Source organism: Paenibacillus sp. FSL W8-0187 (assembly GCF_037969755.1).
Classification (GTDB): Bacteria; Bacillota; Bacilli; order Paenibacillales; family Paenibacillaceae; genus Paenibacillus_AQ.
Window position 1 is genome coordinate 1,052,779 of sequence record NZ_CP150206.1, and the last position, 20,430, is coordinate 1,073,208.

General features: G+C 52.2%; 12 protein-coding genes. All 12 read left to right on the forward strand.

Going from position 1 to position 20,430, the window contains the following annotated elements:
* Positions 1 to 24: 24 nt before the first annotated feature.
* The 12 genes from MKY48_RS04655 to MKY48_RS04710 all read left to right on the forward strand — a co-directional run bounded on the left by MKY48_RS04655 (position 25) and on the right by MKY48_RS04710 (position 20,276).
* Complete coding sequence (locus MKY48_RS04655; RefSeq protein WP_339292403.1) at positions 25 to 1,902, forward strand: sensor histidine kinase; 1,878 nt, start codon at positions 25 to 27, stop codon at positions 1,900 to 1,902.
* On the forward strand, positions 1,877 to 3,430 hold the full coding sequence (locus tag MKY48_RS04660) for a response regulator (RefSeq protein WP_339292404.1): 1,554 nt from the start codon (positions 1,877 to 1,879) through the stop codon (positions 3,428 to 3,430). The genes MKY48_RS04655 and MKY48_RS04660 overlap by 26 nt, the downstream gene beginning before the upstream one ends.
* Positions 3,431 to 3,571: 141 nt before the next feature.
* The gene (locus MKY48_RS04665) at positions 3,572 to 4,894 is read left to right on the forward strand and encodes a sugar ABC transporter substrate-binding protein (RefSeq protein WP_076325873.1); all 1,323 of its coding nucleotides are present in this window, start codon (positions 3,572 to 3,574) and stop codon (positions 4,892 to 4,894) included.
* A gap of 30 nt (positions 4,895 to 4,924) precedes the next feature.
* Entirely contained in the window at positions 4,925 to 5,875 is a 951-nt protein-coding gene (locus MKY48_RS04670; RefSeq protein ID WP_083659825.1) for a sugar ABC transporter permease, read from the forward strand.
* Positions 5,876 to 5,906: 31 nt separating this feature from the next.
* Positions 5,907 to 6,740 (forward strand): carbohydrate ABC transporter permease, encoded by an 834-nt coding sequence (locus tag MKY48_RS04675; RefSeq protein WP_076325872.1) that lies wholly within the window; start codon positions 5,907 to 5,909, stop codon positions 6,738 to 6,740.
* Between the two features lie 297 nt (positions 6,741 to 7,037).
* Complete coding sequence (locus tag MKY48_RS04680) at positions 7,038 to 8,585, forward strand: helix-turn-helix domain-containing protein (protein WP_339292405.1); 1,548 nt, start codon at positions 7,038 to 7,040, stop codon at positions 8,583 to 8,585.
* Between the two features lie 17 nt (positions 8,586 to 8,602).
* Positions 8,603 to 10,447 (forward strand): histidine kinase, encoded by a 1,845-nt coding sequence (locus tag MKY48_RS04685; protein WP_339292406.1) that lies wholly within the window; start codon positions 8,603 to 8,605, stop codon positions 10,445 to 10,447.
* On the forward strand, positions 10,419 to 11,951 hold the full coding sequence (locus tag MKY48_RS04690) for a response regulator (protein ID WP_339292407.1): 1,533 nt from the start codon (positions 10,419 to 10,421) through the stop codon (positions 11,949 to 11,951). The genes MKY48_RS04685 and MKY48_RS04690 overlap by 29 nt, the downstream gene beginning before the upstream one ends.
* Before the next feature lie 126 nt (positions 11,952 to 12,077).
* Positions 12,078 to 13,775 carry an ABC transporter substrate-binding protein gene (locus MKY48_RS04695; RefSeq protein ID WP_339292408.1) on the forward strand — a complete coding sequence of 566 codons (1,698 nt, stop codon included), beginning with the start codon at positions 12,078 to 12,080 and terminating at the stop codon, positions 13,773 to 13,775.
* Positions 13,776 to 13,857: 82 nt separating this feature from the next.
* Positions 13,858 to 14,823 (forward strand): ABC transporter permease subunit, encoded by a 966-nt coding sequence (locus MKY48_RS04700; protein WP_339292409.1) that lies wholly within the window; start codon positions 13,858 to 13,860, stop codon positions 14,821 to 14,823.
* Between the two features lie 2 nt (positions 14,824 to 14,825).
* Positions 14,826 to 15,785 carry a carbohydrate ABC transporter permease gene (locus MKY48_RS04705; protein WP_339292410.1) on the forward strand — a complete coding sequence of 320 codons (960 nt, stop codon included), beginning with the start codon at positions 14,826 to 14,828 and terminating at the stop codon, positions 15,783 to 15,785.
* A gap of 57 nt (positions 15,786 to 15,842) precedes the next feature.
* The gene (locus MKY48_RS04710; RefSeq protein WP_339292411.1) at positions 15,843 to 20,276 is read left to right on the forward strand and encodes an endo-1,4-beta-xylanase; all 4,434 of its coding nucleotides are present in this window, start codon (positions 15,843 to 15,845) and stop codon (positions 20,274 to 20,276) included.
* Positions 20,277 to 20,430 lie beyond the last annotated feature (154 nt).

The following is a 20,430-nucleotide window of genomic DNA, read 5'->3' on the forward strand; positions in this document are numbered from 1 at the left end:
AGGAGGTAAGGGAGAGACTGAAAGGTGAAAGTCCAAAAGGAAGAAGAAAGAAGTTTAAACAGTTATGTAAGCGCTATCGCAAAAGGTTCGCAGTTTTCATTTTATGAAACGGAGGGAGCATATATGCGGGGATATCATCGTCTTCATTCCATTGTCATTCAACTTTTTTTGTTTTTTTTCATCGGCACCACACTCCCGGTTCTCATCATGGGTTTCCTGTCGTATCACAAGTCAGCCTCAATCGTGGAGGAGCAGGTCAGTAAAGTGGCTTCCCTCACGATCACCCAAGTCAGTGACAAGCTGAATATGTTCTTCAAGAAACTGGATGACTCCTCGATGATGGTGCTGAACAGCAAAGTGGTTCACGGCATCCTCGAGGATCAGGATATCAGTAAATACGACCTGACGTTGAAGGTGAAGGAGGGAAAGGATCTGTTGACCTCCATCATGATTAATTCGCCGGAGATATTGGACGTGTACGTGTTTGACGTGCAGCGGAACAATTCGGTCCTGAGCGCCGATTCCTTGATGTCCATCCCGGACCAGTGGGATTCTCCTTGGTATCAAGCGATACTGGAGGCGAACGGGCAGGCGGTATGGTTCGGCTTGTCGGATACCTCCTACCTGAAGCAAACGGGAATGGGATTTCCCGTGTTTGGGCTGGGCCGGGCAATCCGGAGCTGGGATACGGGGGAGATCGTCGGGGTGATGTTCATCGAGATTATGGGGGATGTCCTGATCGATGAATTAAACCATGTCCAATTCGGCAACACGGGGTATATGTACGTGGCCAATGACGAGAATCGTTACTTTTACCATCCCGATCCTTCCATGTACGGGAAGCCGTCCCAGATCAAGCTGCCCTCGGGATTGACGGAATACAACCTGAACAACAACAAAACGCTGATGATCCCTTCGCGCCTGAACAACGGCTGGCATGTGGTCGGCATGGTGCCGCTTAAGGAATTGACGGCCGATTCCGCCAGCATCCGGAGTTTCACGGTCTGGATTGTATTCGGATCGATTCTGGCAGCGATCGGGATCGGTTATTTCATGACGCGGAGGATCGGCAATCCGCTCGTTCATTTAAACCGCTTGATGCGCAGAAGCGAAGCAGGCGATTTATCGGTCCGCAGCAAGAATGTGGGTCCCAGTGAAATCGGTCAGCTGGGCAGAAGCTTCAACAAAATGATTGAGCAGATCGATCTGCTGATCCGGCGAATCGCCGCGGAGGAATCCGAGAAAAAAAAGGCGGAAATCCGCGCGCTGCGGTATCAGATCAACCCTCATTTTCTCTACAATACGCTGAACTCGATTCGCTGGATGGCCAAGCTGAACCGGACGAATGACGTGGATCGATCGGTTACGGCCCTTGTTCAGCTGCTGGAGGGGAGCCTGGAGCGCAATGGGGTGTTCATACGCCTTGGAGATGAACTGGAGCTGCTTCGGAAATATATGATCATCCAGAATTACCGATACGACCATCAAATTGAGCTGAGGATCGAATGTCCCGAGCCAATGGAGGATCTCTATGTTCCCCGGATGCTGCTGCAGCCGATTGTGGAGAATGCGATCTTTCACGGGATCGCCCCGCTTGATGATCCTGGCGTTATCACGATTCGAATAACATCGCACCAGCAGGATGTCATGGTTCGGATTGAGGACAATGGAATCGGCATCAAGCCCGAACGAATAGCGGGACTGCTGTCGTATGGGCAGGATCACTCCAAGCAAGGCATGACCCACATCGGGCTGCGTCATGTTCACCAAACGGTCCAGTTGTATTACGGCAGTCACTACGGGGTATGGGTAGAAAGCCCGGAAGGCGGAGGAACGCGGGTCACGATAACATTTGCGAGGCAAAGGGGGGACGATTATGTACAGAGTGCTGCTCGTGGATGACGAAGCGATCGCACGTACAGGACTTCGATCGACCTTCGATTGGGAGAAATATGGTTACCGGCTTGTGGGCGAGGCCTCCAACGGACAGCGGGCCATGAAATGGATTCTGAACGGGGATCTGGACATTCTGATCACGGATATCGCGATGCCGGTCATGGATGGTTTGGAGCTGACCCGCCGGACAAGGGAGCTTTGTCCTTGGGTGAAAGTGCTGCTGCTCAGCTGTCATAGCGATTTTGAGTTCGTGCGCGAAGGCATCAGGCTTGGCGCATCGGATTATATTCTCAAGCCGACGCTGGATGCGGACTCTTTGGGTGCTGTGCTTGATCACATGCGTTTGAAGCTGGAAGAGGAGAAGCAGATGCAGCGGATTTTGACCGAGCATGAGCAGCAGCAGCGTTTGAATCAGAAGAAGGCCGCGGAAAAAGTCCTCTTTCAGGCGCTGTCCGGGGAGCCCGGTGCGCTCGCAAAGCTGGAAGCATGGAACCATAACGGTCCTTATCTGCTGGCCGTGCTCCAGCTTAATTCTGATCCAGGGGCTTGCGCGACCGGGGTTCAGCACAAGGATTGGCATGACGAGATCGAGCGATTAATGGGACAGTTATATGACCAGGCGCCGGAGGCGCTGGCAGCTCGGCTGGAGACGGATCGGATCGCTGTCTACGTGCCCCTACGGCATGCAGGAAGTCTTCCAGCTTCAGAGCACGAAGCGGCCATCCGTCTGCCGATCCGATGCGCGATGGGGCTCAGCAGGAGATATAACGGCATGGATAAGCTGCAAGAAGCGTTTCGAGAAGCTAGCGAGTGCCTGGAAGGCCTCTTCTTTCATAAAGATCAACAGATTCTTCGGGCAGAGGAGCTCCCTCTGACCGAGGCCGATTCGGCTCAGGAGAGGGCGGCCGCTGAGCTGCATGCCCTAAGAGCCGCGCTGACCGTCGGGAACATGGATATCAGCGAAGAGCGCCTGCAGTCCATTATGCTGCGCTGGCAGCCCGGAAGGATGAAGAAACGGGCGGTCCTCCGGGAAGCAGAGGAGCTTCTGAGCTTGCTCGCTATGTTTCATCTTCCCGGCTGCCCGCCGTTTCCGCAAATCGGAGAAGTGGGCAAGCTTCGCTCGGTGGAGGAAGTGAAAGAGCTGGTGCTCCAAGGCTTCCATACTTTGCGGGAGGAAGCCATGCGTCACCCCGTACCGGAATCCACGCTGCATGAGCGAATCGTGCTGCAGGCCGTCCAATATATTAAGGCGCACTTCAATGAGCCGATCTCCCTGCAGGAGGTGGCGGACGAGGTGGCCGTAAGCCGCAACTATTTTAGCGAATTGTTTAAGCGCGTCACGGGGCACAACTTCATTGACTATGTGATTGATCTGCGGCTGAAACGGGCCAAGGAGCTGCTTTCCACCACATCGCTACGAGTGTATGAAGTGGCGGATCGTTCCGGATTTAATGACGTGAAATACTTTAGCAAGCTGTTCAAGAAGTTGGTAGGCATGACGCCTGCTGAGTACCAGGGACAGCATCGAAAATAATGGGAATTTCTTAGGATCCGAAAAGAATCCACTTTTTCGGAACATAATCCGTTCAAAAACTTTTTGCCAAAATTTTATAATTAAAGCGTTTACAAGAGCTGTGCCAGCGAGTCCAAATCTGGTTTGAATGGAGGAAATGAAATGACAAGGAAACAGGTGAGAGGGTCATTGCTTGCAATCATTCTTCTACTATCATCCATACTCCAAGCGTGTGGAGGCGGCGGAACATCAGAAGGCGGGGAGCCCGGAAGCGGCGAGAAGGTCAAGATTAAATGGGCGACCTGGGGAAATCCCGGGGAGCTTAGCCGCTTTCAGGAGCTCACGAAGGACTTTAATAAGAATCACTCGGACATTGAGGTCGAATTTATTCCGATTCCGGGCGAGTATGATCAGAAAATATTAACCCAATTAACAGGTGGGACGGCCCCGGATATCTTCTATGCAGGGGACGCCCTGGTCGTGAAACTGATCGAGAATCAGAGCATTGAGAATTTGACGCCGTATATGGAAGCACCCGAAAGCGTGATCAAGAAAGAGGATTATTTCGAAGGCTTGTGGGGCGCAGCCGTGCGGGATGATCAGACCTTCGGGGTACCGGTGGACTGTAACCCGATGGTGCTGTGGTACAACAAGAAGGTGCTGAAGGAGGCAGGGATCACCGAGATGCCGGCCGATCTTCAGGCGAGCGGACAGTGGACCTGGGACAAATTCAAGGAGATGTCGGACAAGATCCGGGACAGCAAAAAGTACGGCTACGTGCTGGATAACTCCTGGAACAGCTACCACAGCTGGGTTACTTCCAACGGCGGCCGGGTGTATGACGACGAAGGGAACTTCGTGGCGGCTTCGGATCCGAAGGCGATGGAGGCGTTCCGCTTCCTGTACGACAACGTGAAATCCAAAAACATCACCTTCTCCGGAACGCTTCCTAAAGGGCAGGGCGGGGATGCCATGTTTATGTCCAACCAAGTTGGATTCGTTGCTGCAGGCCGCTGGTACTTGCCGCTGTTCAAGAAGAATCAAGGACTTGAATATGACGTGGTCACATGGCCAACCAATACCGGCAATAAGATCGAGCCGGCCGGTATCCCGACCGCATACATGGTGATGAACAAGGCATCGAAGAATAAGGAAGCGGCATACACCTTCTTCTCCGAGTACGTAAGTAAAGAGGGTCAACGCTTTCGCCTGCAGGGCGGCGGCAATGCTGTCCCGTCGGTACAGGGAACGGATGAGGTGGTGCTGGAAGGGAATCTGCCGGAGCATGCCCAGTTATTCCTGGACGCGCGTGAGATCGGGTATTCCCTGACTCCGTTCGAGGCCGGCATTCCCGGGCTTAGCCAGGATATTACGTCCAAGTTCGAGGCACTATGGCTGAAAGATCAGGATCTTGAAAGCTCGATGAAGGACATTCAGGATATGGCTAACAAGAAAATTCAAGATTACAAGAGCGGCAAGAATTGATCCAGCTCTGGGGAGGAACGGTGAGATGAAATGAACACGCAGCCTGCAGGAAGCTCCGGCGCCGCTCCTTCTCCGGAGCGGTTTCCGGAGAGGAGAACGACCTTAAAGAGCAAGACGTCCGATGGTTTATGGGGCTACTTTTTTATCTTTCCCCAGATGATCGGCTTGATCGCTTTTTCATTGATCCCGCTCATCTCGGCTTTTGTCATCAGCATGATGAACTGGGACGGCATGGGAGCCAAGAAGTTTATCGGTCTCCAAAATTTCGTGTCCCAGCTTCAGGATGAGGAGTTCCACATCGCACTGGTGAACACGGTGTATTACACGATTCTTTCGGTACCGACAGGCATCGTTCTGGCCATGCTGGTGGCGGTAGGCTTAAACCGGGTTCGCGGGAAGATTCTGTACCGGCTGATCTACTTCATGCCGAACATTACGATGTCCGTTGCCGTCGCCGTCGTGTTTATGTGGCTGTTCAACGCCGACTTTGGCCTTATTAACATGTACTTGCAGCAGTGGTTCGGGATAACGGGCCCCTCCTGGCTGACGGATTCCAGGTACGTGATGCCTTCGATTGCCCTGCTGAGCGTCTGGATGGGGCTGGGAGGCAATATGGTGCTGTTCCTTGCCGGGCTTCAGGGCATATCGAGAAGTTATTACGAGGCGGCCGAGATTGACGGTGCCGGCAAATGGCAGCAGCTGATCCATATTACGATTCCGCTGCTGTCCCCGACGACCTTTTTCGTAACGATCATGTCCATTATCGGTTCCTTCCAGGTGTTTGACCAGTCGTTTGTCATGACTTCCGGCGGACCGGCGAAGGCCAGCTATACGCTTGTCTATCACATCTATGAGACGGCCTTTGCGGACTTCACCTTTGGCAAGAGCACGGCGTCGGCGGTCATCCTGTTCGTGATGATCCTGTCGCTCACCTTGTTCCAGATGAGGATGTCCAAGCGGTGGGTGCATTACGAAGACTGACGGTCGAACCTTTAGGAAGGAGGGAAAATGAATGATACATCGGGGATTGAGGATGTCCACCGTAGTGCTGCATATCGTGCTGATCATAGGCGCGTGTATGATGGCCTTGCCGTTTGTCTGGATGGTGCTCAGCTCGCTCAAGGATTTGTCGCAAGTATTCGTCGTGCCGCCCAAATGGATTCCTGACCCGTTCATCTGGTCCAATTACAAGGATTCGCTGACGGCGCTGCCGTTCGGGCGCGCGTATTTTAACAGCTTCTACATCAATATGATCGTTGTGGTTTCACAGCTGATTACCTGTTCCATGGCGGCCTATGCGTTTGCCAAAATCACGTTCCCGTTCCGGGAGCCGCTGTTCATTCTGTTTCTAGCTACCATGATGGTGCCGGGACAAGTGACCATCATTCCGCTCTATCTGATCATGAAAAATATCGGATGGCTGGATACACATCTGGCGATTATCGTCCCTTCGGCACTTCTCAACGCCTTCGGGGTGTTTCTGCTCCGGCAATTCTTCAGAGGCATTCCGAAAGAAATGGAGGAGGCGGCCATCGTGGACGGCGCGAACCGCTGGACGATATACACCCGGATTATGCTGCCTTTAATCAAACCGGCTTTATCGGCACTCGGGATTTTTACCTTCCTCGGGATGTGGAACAACTTCTTTAACCCGCTGATTTTTCTCAGCAGCACGGATAAGTTTACCGTGCCGATGATGCTGAATTTGTACCGGGGCATGTATTCAACGGATTGGACGCTCATGATGGCCGGAGCATCCATTGCGCTCATCCCGGTCCTCATCGTATATATCATCGGTCAGAAATATATTATTGAAGGCGTTACTTTATCCGGGATTAAGGGATAGGTGAGCTTAATCAGCCCGTAAGCGGAGCTCCTTGAATGAGGAACCCGCTAACGGGTTATTTGTGTTCTAACCAGAATCAAGATGGAGTACAAGCAAGGTACAAATACGCTTCATGTTAATGATTTGTCAGCTGAAGAACGGTCTGCTCGAGAAGAGGGTCATGGCTGAGGCGGAAGGAGAACTGTGCCAATATAAAGCAGCCGAGCTGCAGTATATTTTCACAGATATACTAGTATGGTAGTATAAGGTAAAATGGGTGCGCTTACATAATTACGCTCGTGAAGGGGGACGAGGATATTGTTCAATGTACTTCTGGTGGATGATGAACCATGGGTCCTAGAGGGACTTCGAACCATGATCGACTGGAACCGGTTTGGATTTCAAATATGCGGAGAAGCTCTGAGCGCTCCGGAAGCGCTAAAGTTAATGGAACAGTGGAAGCCCGAACTGGTGATGACGGATATACACATGCCAGTCCTGAACGGCCTTGAATTGATTGAGCACAGTAAACGGATACTGCCTCTTCCTCCGAAATTCGTTATTTTGAGCGGTTATGATGATTTTGGGTATGCACATCAAGCCATGCGCCAACAGGTCGCCGAGTATTTGCTGAAACCGATAGATGACGAGGAGATCGAAGCTGTGCTTGCCAAGCTCAGCCATGAGATCCGGGAAGAACGAGACGCTGAACGCAGCCACCGGAAGAAGGCGGGCCTTGCCGTCCATTATTTGTTGAACCGGTTAATTCAGGATGAGCTGAGCCATGATTTGGCCGAGCAAGCGCGCAAAGCGATGTTAATCCAGGGCAAGCCGCTGCTGAAGTGCCTACTGATTGAGGCGGAGATTATTGAAACGGGAGTGGATTGGATCGAATGGATGGCCGATTATGGGCCTGAGAGCTCGCTGGGATGTTTCCAGGACAACAGCGGGAGCATCGGAGTGGTGCTTCATGTGGAGCATTCGACTCCGGATGATGTTATGGAGACCGCGCTTCAATTGCAATCCGCTCTGGCCCAGGAGCTGAAAGGACCGGTTATCGCAGCGTTAAGCGGAATGGGGACAGGAATTCAGGCGATTGGAGAGCTTTACAGGCAAAGCGCGGAGGTGCGTGATGATAAACGGAGTCAAGGCAGAAGCGGCGTGTTTTGTTATCAAGAGTGGAGGAGGGTCGAGCACCTCCGGGGGCTCCCCTTCGGATGGATAGACGAATTGTTTTCTGTGATTATGGCGGGGGAACAAGCGTCCATCGAGTCATGCTTGGCGCGGATTTATGCAGCCATGACTGATCACCTGCCCCACCTGAGGGCTCTTCAAGCCGATGTGGCCGATCTGGAATTGAAGCTGTGCCGAAGGATCGCGGAGATGAAGGGAGATCCGGATCTTTTCATGAACCGGCTGCAAGGGGAACTTGGACATCTGGGTGAAGCTTGCCATAACGCAGCGTTAAAGAATTATTTGCGGCTGCTCTCGTTCGAGGCCGCTTCGCAGTTGGCCGAGTTAAGAAAGCTTAACGAGCACAACACCATTTTTCAAGTGATTCAGTATGTCGACAGAGAATATCGAAGCAAGCTTCAGCTTCAGGATTTGGCACGGCATTTTCATATGAACGCCACTTATTTGGGACAGCTGTTCAAGAAGCATGCAGGCAAGCCGTTCAAGGAATATCTGAATGACAAGCGGATCGAGGAGGCCAAGCTGCTGCTGAAACGTAGCGGTATGAAGGTTTCCGAGGTTGCGCTCCATGTCGGGTTCCCGAACGCGGACTATTTTATCCATAAGTTTAAGCTGACAACCGGGATACTGCCCTCGAATTACAAGAATCATGTTGAAAGCAAGCAGCGCTAAACCGGGAGGGTGCCTTCATGAAGAGGATGTTCAGGCTGGGGAATTTCGTGAACGATATTCCGTTGAAAACTAAATTTTTTCTTATTTTTGTCGTTGGGGTACTGCTGCCTATTCTGGTGGTCAACCTCATCTTTATGGATCGGATGTCGGAGCTGATTCGGGAGAGAGAGGAGCAGAACCTCGATATCTCGATGGAGCGGGCTAGGAAGGATATCCATAATTTCATCGACGGTGGGGTCGCTGTAAGTCATGCGCTGAGCACAGATAAGACCCTTTACGAAATGCTCGACCGTGAATATGAGTCCCAGTTGGACTTCTACGAGACCTTTGATGAGCAGCTCCGGAACCGGGTAACCAGCTACATACCGGTTAACAACCAGATTCAGCGAATTAGCATCTTTACCGAAAATTCCACCATTGTGTCCGGCGGCAATTATCATGTGATCGACGATAACGTGCTTGAGAGCGACTGGTATGCGTTGTGGAAGAGTTCGGCCCATCCTGTGCTGGTGGCGGCATATCGGGCTACGGAGGCAAACAACTCGGCTTCGACGGTTCCATATTTAAGCGTCATTGAGAAGATGGATTATTTTGATAGCTATGCTACCTATGAGAAGCTGCTTCGCATCGACATCGACCTGAGCAAGATCTATGACGTCATAGTGCGGGAACGCGATTACCTGGATATGTATTTGGTCAACGAGAACAATGAGATTATTATGTCGGCAAGCAGCGGTTATGAAAGAGGGAAGTACAGCGCATATTCGAAGTTTGATCTGGGGCAATACGATGAAGAGGATCGGCATGTGTTCTCGATCGGAACAGCCAGGTACGTGAAGGGATGGAAGCTGATCGGCATCAACCGGGGCAGCCGGATCACGAGCGCCATGCTGGATATGCAGCTGTTTACCGTCGTATTGGCAGCGGTTGTTACGCTGGTTGCGGCGGTCTTTATTACCGTTATGCTCCGGTCCTACAATTACCGGGTGAAGCGTTTGTCCCGTCATATGCAAAAGGTGAGCAACGAGAAATTCGACTTGATTGAACTGGACGAAGGCCGGGACGAGATCGGCGGACTCATCCGGAATTTTAATCAGATGACAACGAAGATGAACTCCCTGATCAACAATGTGTACAAGCTGGAGATTCAGAAGAAGAGCCTGGAGATGGAGCGGGTTCGGGCTGAATTAAACTTTTTGCAGAGCCAGATGAATCCCCATTTCCTGTTCAATACCCTGAATGCGATATTGGTGGTCTGCACGAAGAACCGTTACATGGAAGTGACGGATATTATCAAAAGCTTGTCCAAGCTGCTTCGCAGACTGCTGAGCTGGAGAGAGGATCTGGTCTCCGTGGAGGAGGAATTCAGATTTATCGAAATGTATCTCAAAATCGAAAAATTCCGCTTTCGGGATAAATTCGAATATCAATTCAACATCAACTTGGAAGCGCTTCATTATAAAATTCCGAAAATGAGCATTCAGCCGCTCGTTGAGAATGCATGCAAATATGGTCTGCAGGCGATGGATGGAGCCGGGTTGGTGACCATAAGCGCTTCGGTTGCCCACGACTACCTTCGCATCGTCATAACGGATAACGGTAAGGGAATCGAGCAAAGCAAGCTACGGGACATTATTCTCTCGGTCCGTAACGAGCAGTTCTCGGGCAACAGCTTCGGCATTCGAAACGTATATCGGCGGCTGGAGCTGTACTACGACGATCATGTCATTTTCAACATTGCCAGCACGCCGAATCAAGGGACAACCGTTTCCTTCGAGATTCCGATCCGGCTGCTGGAGCTTCGGGAACATGAAGGCGGAGGGGAGGAGAACCATGCCATTCAAAGTGTTGTTGATCGATGACGAACCGGGTGCGCTGGAAGGGCTGGCGCTGTGGATCGATTGGGAACGCCTGGGGTTTAGCGTCTGCGGAACTGCCGGCAACGGAGTGGAAGGCTTGAAGATGATTCATGGGCTTGCGCCGGATTTGGTCATTACCGATGTGAAGATGCCGCTAATGGACGGACTTCATATGATTGAAACCTGGCAGCAGCATCACCATGACAGCGGCGTGAAGTTTGCCATTATGAGCGGCTACAGTGAATTTGAATATGCAAGGAAGGCATTGCGGCATGGCATCCATCACTATATGCTGAAGCCTATTATCACAGAGGAAGCCGAGGAGGAGCTCGGCAAGATTCATGCAGAGCTAATGCAGGAGCATCGCAGATTAAGCCTGAGCGTGATTGCTAAGAGGGAAGAGGATGTTTCGCTGATCAAGCAATCGCTCCTGGGGATGCCGCTTCGGGCTAGCAGCCTGTCGAAGCTTCAGGTTATATCCTCCGCCCATCAAGAGTGGAACGTATGTCTGATCCAGGCCGAGTCTGCCTTGTTTCCTGACGTCAGGGAAACCGTCGCCCGCTTGTCCGCCCAAGCGAATTCGGAGTATGTCATCGATCTGGAACCGAACCGGCTTGGTTTGGTGTACGGCTATTCTCCTGACAAAGGGATCGTACCCTCGGGCACGATCCGCGAGCTGCTCCGCCGTTTTGAAGGTCAACGGGTGCTTATGGGTGAAGGAGAAGGGAGGCCTTCTCTGATGTTGATCCATCATTCCTACGGGACCGCCAAGGAGGCTGTCGAGCATACATTTTATGATACGGATAATGGCCGGGTTATATCTTATGTGGAGGCACGGGATCGGCCGTTTCGTTATCATTACCCCACAAGTCTGTTGGATGAGGTCATCAGGTCCGTGGAGCTCCTCAGCAAGGATGATTTCCGTGAGGCTACCATATTGGCGGCATCCAGGCTTCGGGAGCAGCGAATTGCACCAGTCATCGTGAAGAAAATGGTCATCCATGTTCTATACAAGATCAAGAGCCTGGTGAAAGAGACTGGAGGCGGGGAAGATCATATCCTGTCAGCTAAAAATAATATAACCGAGTTAACAGACGGGACGACCCATTTGGACGATTGGTTCAGGGAGCTGATACGCTGCGGGGAAGCAAGCATCGAGCTTCTTCTCAAGGAGCAGGCCCGGCAAGCGCAAGGCGTAATCCAGGAGATTAACGATTATATTCGGCTGCACTACCGCGAGAATCTGACGATTAAACGATTGGCGGAGCTTTTTTATCTGCACCCCGTCTATCTCGGCCAGCTGCTGATGCGTAAAAATGGGATCGGCTTCAACGAACTTATACATAATTTGCGGATCGAGGAAGCGGTCGCGCTGCTGAAGCAGAACAAGCTGAAGAACAGTGAGATCGCCGAAAGGGTCGGCTACAGCCATTACAATCAATTCCTTAAGCATTTCGAAAAAAGATGGGGCATGGCACCGAATGAATTCAAGAACAGGATGTTCTAAAGTTTTTAAGGTTAATGCTTTAATTATAGTATAGTCCGCCTTTGAAAGCGCTTTTACAATATAGATAGGTTACACGCAGAGGCATTTTAACCAACGGTGTAACCACATTATGACGGAGGTGCTTTTATGGGGGGAAAGACAAAATCATGGCTTCGGCTCAGCACGGTGTTGCTGTTGTCGCTTAGCATCGTCCTTACGGGCTGCGGGGGCGGAAACGGGAATAACGGGGCCAAGCCGGAACCAAAGGACTCCGCTGAACAAACAACACCCGGGACGGACGGGAATAAGGTTGAACCATTTGAGGTGAGCGTTTTTATTGGGGAGGCTGGGCAGCAGCCGACACCGGATAACAAAATCTATAAGAAAATCAAGGATGAACTCGGCGCCACCTTTAACTTTGAGTTTCTGGCCGGCGATATCAATCAGAAACTGGGCGTTATGATTGCCGGTTCCGATTATCCGGATATGATGACCGGAAATACGAAGCTTACAGCGGCAGGCGCTTATATTCCGCTGGAAGATCTGATTGAAGAGCATGCTCCCAACTTGAAAAAGCATTATGAAGACTACTGGAACATGATGAAGGACCCGAATGACGGACATATCTATATTCTTCCGAATTATGGCGTGTTCAACGGCAAGCTGAACAGCACATGGTATTCGGGTCCGGCATTCTGGATTCAGAAGGCCGTGCTGGAGGAGTTCGGATATCCGAAGGTAAAGACGCTGGACCAATATTTTGATTTGATCGCCAAATATAGAGAGAAATATCCGACGATTGACGGCAGCCCGACGATCGGGTTCGAGATCCTGAATTATGACTGGAGAAACTGGGGGCTGTTCAATGCGCCGCAGCATCTGATCGGACATCCGAACGATGGCGGCGTCGTCGTTAAGAATGGCGCTGCCGAGGTGTTTGCCAACAAGGATTATGCTAAGCAGTACTATCAGAAACTGAACGAGATGAATGCGCAGGGACTGATTGATAAAGAGACCTTTGTGCAGAACTATGACCAGTATCTGGCCAAGCTGTCCAGTGGGACGGTGCTGGGGATGTTCGACCAGCACTGGAACTTCCAAAACGCAGAGAATTCCCTGATTACGCAGGGCAAAGATGAAAGAACGTATGTAGGCCTTCCGCTGGTCTACGACGAGAGCATCAAGGATCACTACCGCGACCGGGGGCCGCTGAACTTGAACAATGGCTTCGGCATCAGCGTGAATGCCAAGGATCCGGTCAAAATCTTGAAGCTGCTCGACGCCTTGATTATGGAGGATTGGCAGAAAGTATTGAGCTGGGGAATCGAAGGCGAGGATTACATCGTGAATGGGGAAGGCCGCTTTATGAAAACGCAGGAGCAGCGTGATGCGTTTACAGACGGGACCTGGAAATTGGCGAACAAAGCGGATGCCTTCTTCGGCTTCGCGCCAAAAATCGAAGGAAGCTTCAGTGACGGCAACGCCACGGATGCGGCGGCTCAGCCTGAGGAGTATAAAGCCGGCCTGAAGGAATACGACAAGAAGTTCCTGGAAGCTTACGGCTTTGACAGCTACGTGGACTTCTTCAGCGAGCCGCCGGAGAATGAGGTGGCCTACCCGGCATGGACCATCGATTTGGTTGAAGGATCCGAGGCGAAGGTGGTCAATACGAAGCTGAATGACCTGTCTACCAAATACCTGCCGAAGGCCATCCTGGCTAAACCGGCTGATTTTGAATCGGCATGGAGCGAGTATACGGCCGAAATCGGAAAGATCAACATCAAAGCCTATGAAGATCGAATTAACGAACAGATCCAATGGAGAATCGACAATTGGAGCAAATAACCGGTTGAAGATCAGAGGGTGGAAGGCGAGCTATTGGCCTTCCACTTTCTAAAATTAAGGTTGGTGGGGAGAGCAGCTTGATATGGATGAGACCTTAGCGAAAAAAAGAGCCATGCGAAATCCCAAGAGGGGGAAGAAACAGCCCATCACATGGACCCTCATCAAAAATCAGAAGCAGCTGATCATGATGTCGGTCCCGTTGATGCTGTACATTATCCTGTTTGCCTACGTTCCCGTATGGGGCTGGACGATGGCTTTCCAGGATTACAAGCCGGCCAGGGACTTCGGGCAACAGACGTGGGTGGGGCTGAAACACTTCAAGTTCCTGTTTACGGACGACAATTTCCTGCGCGTGCTGCGCAATACGGTAGGCATGAGTTTGATCAATCTTGTGCTTGGGTTTGTTACCGCCATTATTTTGGCGCTCCTGTTGAACGAAATCAAGAAAGTATTCTGGAAAAGAACCGTCCAGACCATTTCGTATCTGCCCCATTTTTTGTCCTGGATTATCGTAACGGGCATCGTGGCTACCTCACTGGCCTCGGATGGGATCATCAATGATCTGTTAATGAAGCTGCAGATCATCCAGGAGCCAATTCTTTGGTTGAGCGAAGGCAAATATTTTTGGGGCATCGTCGGGAGCTCCCATGTTTGGAAAGAGGTGGGCTGGAACACGATCATCTACTTGGCTGCCATTGCCTCCATTGATCCGGCACTCTACGAAGCCGCCGAAATTGACGGGGCCAGCCGCTATCGCAAGATGCTCCATGTGACACTGCCCGGCATCAAGGCAACCATCGTGATCCTGCTGATTATGTCCATCGGACACATCCTTGAAGCCGGATTCGAAGTGCAGTATCTGCTTGGCAACGGGCTTGTGGTGGATTGGGCGGAGACGATCGATATCTTCGTACTGAAGTATGGAATTGCGCAAGGGAACTACTCGATGGCAACGGCCGGCGGGATCTTCAAGACGGTGGTCAGCGTCACTATGCTGCTGCTTGCCAACTGGACCGCAAAGCGGCTTGGGGAAGAGAGGTTGTTATAGACATGGGAAATCAGCAGCTCAGCCCGCCAAATGCGGCAAACGCTCCCGTGAAGAAAGATATCGTCAGAACGCGCGTGGAGCCGGTTCTGTTTAATACGTTTAACACCGTATTTATGGTCTTCCTCGTGATCGTGACGCTGTACCCGTTCCTGAACACGATTGCGGTGTCGTTCAACGCGGGGAACGATACGATCCGCGGCGGAATCTACCTGCTCCCGAGAGAGTGGACGTTACAAAATTACAAGGCTGTATTCGCTTCGGGAACGATTTATGACGCATTCTGGATCACGGTCGCTAGAACCGTGCTCTCCACCGTATTGAATATCTTCCTGACGACGATGCTGGCTTACACGTTAAGCCGGCGCGAATACGCCTTCCGCAAGCCGATTACGCTTGTATTTGTGTTAACGATGTACTTTAACGCCGGTTTGATTCCGGGTTATTTCCTCATCAAGGATCTGAATTTGCTGAACAGCTTCTGGGTATACATCCTGCCGTCCATGGTAAGTGCCTTCAACTTGATTGTGATCCGAACCTATATCGGCACCCTTCCCGAAAGCCTGGTCGAATCCGCAAGAATCGATGGCGCGGGGGATTTCAAAATCTTCATGCAAATCATCTTCCCGCTGTGCAAGCCGGTGCTTGCCACGATCGCGCTATTTGTTGCGGTAGGCGCATGGAACACATGGTTTGACGCGTTCCTGTATACGTCGTCCACGCAGAAGCTGAGCACGCTGCAGTATGAGCTCATGAAGCTGCTGTCGTCGAGCATGAATTCCAACAGCAATCCGAATGTGGCCGCTGGCGCAGGCATGACCCAGGATTCTGCCGCCGCCATGGTAACGCCGTTGTCCATACGGGCGGCCGTAACGGTCGTGGCTTCTGTACCCATTCTGGTGGTGTATCCGTTTTTGCAGAAATATTTCGTTGTTGGTTTGAACGTGGGCAGCGTCAAAGAATAACCAAGAATTCGATAAAAGACAGACTAAATATGCAACGAATGAGGAGGCAAGCATTCCGTGTCTAAGAGAACCATCATTAGGAAGATCAGCCTGATGCTGATCGCGTCCCTGCTGCTCATTCCGCCCAGCTGGAGTGTGGCGGCAGTTGAACCGGCCCATACGCCCGCTGATCAGAATCTGGTGATTCACCATCATTTTGATGGCGGGACGGAGGGGTGGTTTAAGCGAGGGACGGAGACGGTGACTTCCGCGACCTATGCCTATGAAGGGACAGGGAGTTTATTGACGGAGGGAAGGACGGAGACCTGGAACGGACCTGGGTTTAATCTAGCCGCCACGAATCGGATGGACAAAGGAGCTACCTATGAAATTTCCGCATTTGTCCATCTGAAGGAGGGTACCCAAGGGTCTCAGAAGCTTCAGCTTGCCATGCAGCAAACCGGAGCTGAGCCGGAATACGTGAACTTCAGCAGTGCGGTCGATGCAACTGCCGACGGGTGGGTAGAGGTGAAAGGCCATTATAAATACGATGCTAACGCTTCAGCCCTGCAGGTTTATCTGCAAAGCCCGAGCAGTCCGGACGTCGCTTATTATATGGACGAATTCAAAGTCCGGCTGATTGAGCCGGCACCAGACCCGGGGAATGGGGTACCGGGAGGAGAGGATACGGTCGTATGGGATTTTGAAGACGGAACGACGATGGATTGGGGACCACGCGATTCGGAGACCGTAGAAGCTGTGCCAGAAGCTGCCCATAGCGGCGGCTACGGATTAAAGGTCCATGATCGGACAAACAACTGGAACGGGCCTAGCCAAGACGTGAAAGGCATCATGGTGAGCCAAAAAACGTATACGATCTCAGCCTATGCGAGGCTTGAGCAGGCGCCTGACGCTCCAGTCAAAATATCGCTTTCGATGGAGAACAAAGCGGCGGGCGCAGCGGACACATCCTATACGACCCTTGCCTCAGCCTCGGCGAGCGGCACGGAGTGGGTGGAGCTGAAAGGAACCTTCGGCTTCAGTTCGGATATGGAAACATTGAAGCTGTATATGGAAACCTCGGGTCTTTCCAATTTCTATATCGATGACATTAAGATAGCACTGCCGGGCTCCATTCAGACGGATATTCCCGCACTGAAGGATGTGTACCAAGAGTATTTCGAGATCGGGGCAGCCGTTGAACCCAAGCATCTGTCCGGCGTGCACAAGGAGCTTCTCGATTACCATTACAATTCGCTTGTTGCCGAGAACGTGATGAAACCGGAATCTCTTAGTCCGAGCGAAGGAACCTATAACTTTACCAATGCGGATCTGATCAGGGATTATGCCAGGGATCATGGCATGAACCTTCGGTTCCATACGCTGCTGTGGCACCAGCAAGGAGCCGAATGGATGCTGAAGGATGATCAGGGCCATTATCTCGAAGCCACGCCGGAGAATAAAGCGCTTGTCCTTCAACGGCTGGAAGCTTACATCCATGAAGTGGTCGGTCGTTACAAGGATGACGCCCGGGATTGGGACGTCGTGAATGAGGTCATTGACGAAGGGCGTCCGGATGGCATGCGAGACAGCCAGTGGTACCGGATAACGGGACTCGACTATATCCGGACCGCATTTCATGCAGCGCGTGACGCTGCCGGCCCTGAGGCCAAGCTCTACATTAACGATTACAGCACGCACAATCCGAAGAAACGCGATTATCTGCTGAATCTTGTGAAACAGCTGAAGGCGGAAGGCGTTCCGATCGATGGCGTGGGCCATCAAACGCACATCAATATAAGCGGGCCGTCCATCCAGCAAATCTCGGATTCCATCCGGATGTTCGGCGAGGCGGGCTTTGACAATCAGCTTACCGAGCTGGACGTTTCGGTGTACACGAACAATACCGACGTCTACCAGACCGTTCCTCAGGAATTGCTCGACAAGCAAGGCTATCGATACAAAGAGCTGTTTGAAGAATTGAAGCGGCTGGACCAAATGGGCGCTGATGCAGGCGTGGAGGGGGGCTGGATCAGTAATGTCACCCTTTGGGGGATTGCAGACGACCATACCTGGCTGCATGATCGTCCCGCGGGGACGGGCCGCCAGGATGCCCCGTTTCCTTTTGACAAGCAATATCAGGCCAAACCTGCTTATTTGGGAATGGTCGATCCTTCCCGATTAACGATCGTGAGAAAGACCGGAACGGCTATTGAAGGTACAGCAGTAATCGACGGACAACCGGATTTTGCATGGAATCTGGTTCCGGCACTTAAGACGGAGCAGCTAGGATCGTTATCTGCTGAATTTAAGACACTATGGGACAAGGACCACATATATGTCAGGGCAGACGTGCAGGACGGATCGATATCCCCAGGAGATAAGATTGACATCTTCGCTGTGGTGAACGGTACCCTGCAAAAAGCCCGGATTCAGCGTGGAGCCGCCAACACGGCAGAGACCGCTGGAGGTTACGCAGGGGAAGCGCTGCTTCCGCTTAACGGAGAAGGATCGCTGGGCGGCGACATTTATTTCGATATCAGAGTAACGGATTCCGGTACGGATGACGGCTCCGAGCATGGCAAGAATGGGGCGATGGTGTCCTGGAGCGATCCAAGGCATGCCCAGGAGAGCGTTCAGACCGGACTCGGCATTCTTACGCTCGCTGCCGCGCCGAAATCGGCTCAGGCCCGCTATGGCACCCCGAAGGTTGACGGTGAGCTCGATGGTATCTGGAAGGATGCCGGGGAACTGGCAACAAACGTGTGGGTCGAGGGAATCAGCGGCGCGACCGCTACATTCCGGACTCTGTGGGATGAGAATCACCTGTACGTTTATGCCGTCATTAGCGACAGCTTGTTATCGGATGCGAGTTCCAACGTATGGGAGCAGGATTCGGTAGAGATTTTTGTGGATCAGAATAATGGAAAGACGGATGTTTACGAAGAAGATGATGGACAGTACCGGATAAACTTTAACAATGTGCGTTCCTTTGGCGGTCATGCGGGCGAGGATAACTTTACATCCGCAGCGAAGGTAATCGACGGGGGATATGTCGTTGAAGCAGCGATCGGCCTGGATAAGATTAAACCTCAGAAAGGGACTGTGATCGGGTTCGATTTTCAGGTGAACAACGATGAAGACGGCCAAGGTACAAGAGACAGCGTGGCCATATGGTCGGATCCGACCGGCCAATCCTATCAGAACACGACCAGATTCGGCGTGCTGGAATTTACGAAGAGCTCCGCTCCCGGCGGAGGAGATGGAAGCGGTGGCGAACATAACAGCGGCGGTAACGTAGGGAGCGGTGGAACTGCGGGCGGTGGCGGAAGCAGTACGAGTCCAGCTCCAAGCACGCCTTCACTCGAAATCCGGAACCATGACGGGCGGATCACGGTTGGAGTCTCGAGCCTAATGCTTCAGCAGGCATTGGAAAGGGCAGTGGCTGGAACGGACGGAACGAAGCGGACGCTTGTAGACGTTCCGGAGCAGAAAGGAGCCCAGGCCTATGATATTCAGCTGCCGGGTAAGTGGCTGCTGGGGAATCCGCAGGCAGTTCTCGTAGTCCAAACGGAGTTTGGTACGCTGGAAATGCCAAGCGTGTTGATTCAGGGGATCGGTTTAACGGATACAGAAACCGTAACGCTGCGTCTGGAGAAAGCGTCGGGCGGCAGCCTGGATGCGGCCCTTCGCGAGAAGATCGGCGATCGTCCGGTGTTCCGGGTAGAGGTTCTTGCTGGCGAGCGGGCTTTGTCCTGGAAACAGGGCACGCCTCGTCTCATCTGGTCGGTGTCTTATTCCCCAACCAAGGAAGAGTTTGCACGACCGAATCATATCATGGTTTGGAATATCGACTCTAACGGACGCGGGGTTCCGCTTTCCAACAGCCGGTATAATTCCGCAGATGGGATCGTTCGTGCTGCGCTGACGCATGGAGGCACGTTTGCAGTCGCTTCCGCGTTCAAGACGTTTCATGACCTGAAGCATGTGCCATGGGCGATCGATGCGATCGAAACGATGGCATCTCGCGGGATCATTCAAGGTGAGACCGAAACGAGATTCCATCCGTCGAACCCGATTACTCGAGCCGAATTCCTCGTTATGCTCGTACGCGCGTTGGAGCTGGAGGGCTCGGGCGAAGGCCGGGCAGCGTTCGGAGATGTTTCGTCTTCGGCATATTATTACGAAGACGTGCAGATTGCCGCAGAGCTTGGGCTGGTCCAAGGTGTCGGAGGAAACCGTTTCGTGCCGGACACGCCAATGAAACGCCAGGACATGATGGTGATGACGCAGTGTGCTCTGGAGGCAGCCGGCAAGAAGCTGGAAGGACAGGGGTCTCTGGATTCTTTTGCTGATGGGGATCAGGTTGCCGAGTATGCCAAATCGAGTGCAGCGGCGCTTGCAGGTTCGGGCATCGTGAGCGGCATGAACGGCAGCATTGCGCCTAAGGCGTACTTTACGCGTGCTCAGGCTGCGGTGATCCTTGACCGGATTTGGAATTGGAATGATTAAGGCTGTGAATCGTTAATATGATGATCGGACGTGAACGATGAAAGTCAGCATGTAAGTAGAATGAATTGGAGGCCAGCCGTGAGCAACGGGCTGGCCTTTTTCGTGTAGATGCCGATCAGGCTAGGTGGACCGTACGCTATAAATCATGGAGGAA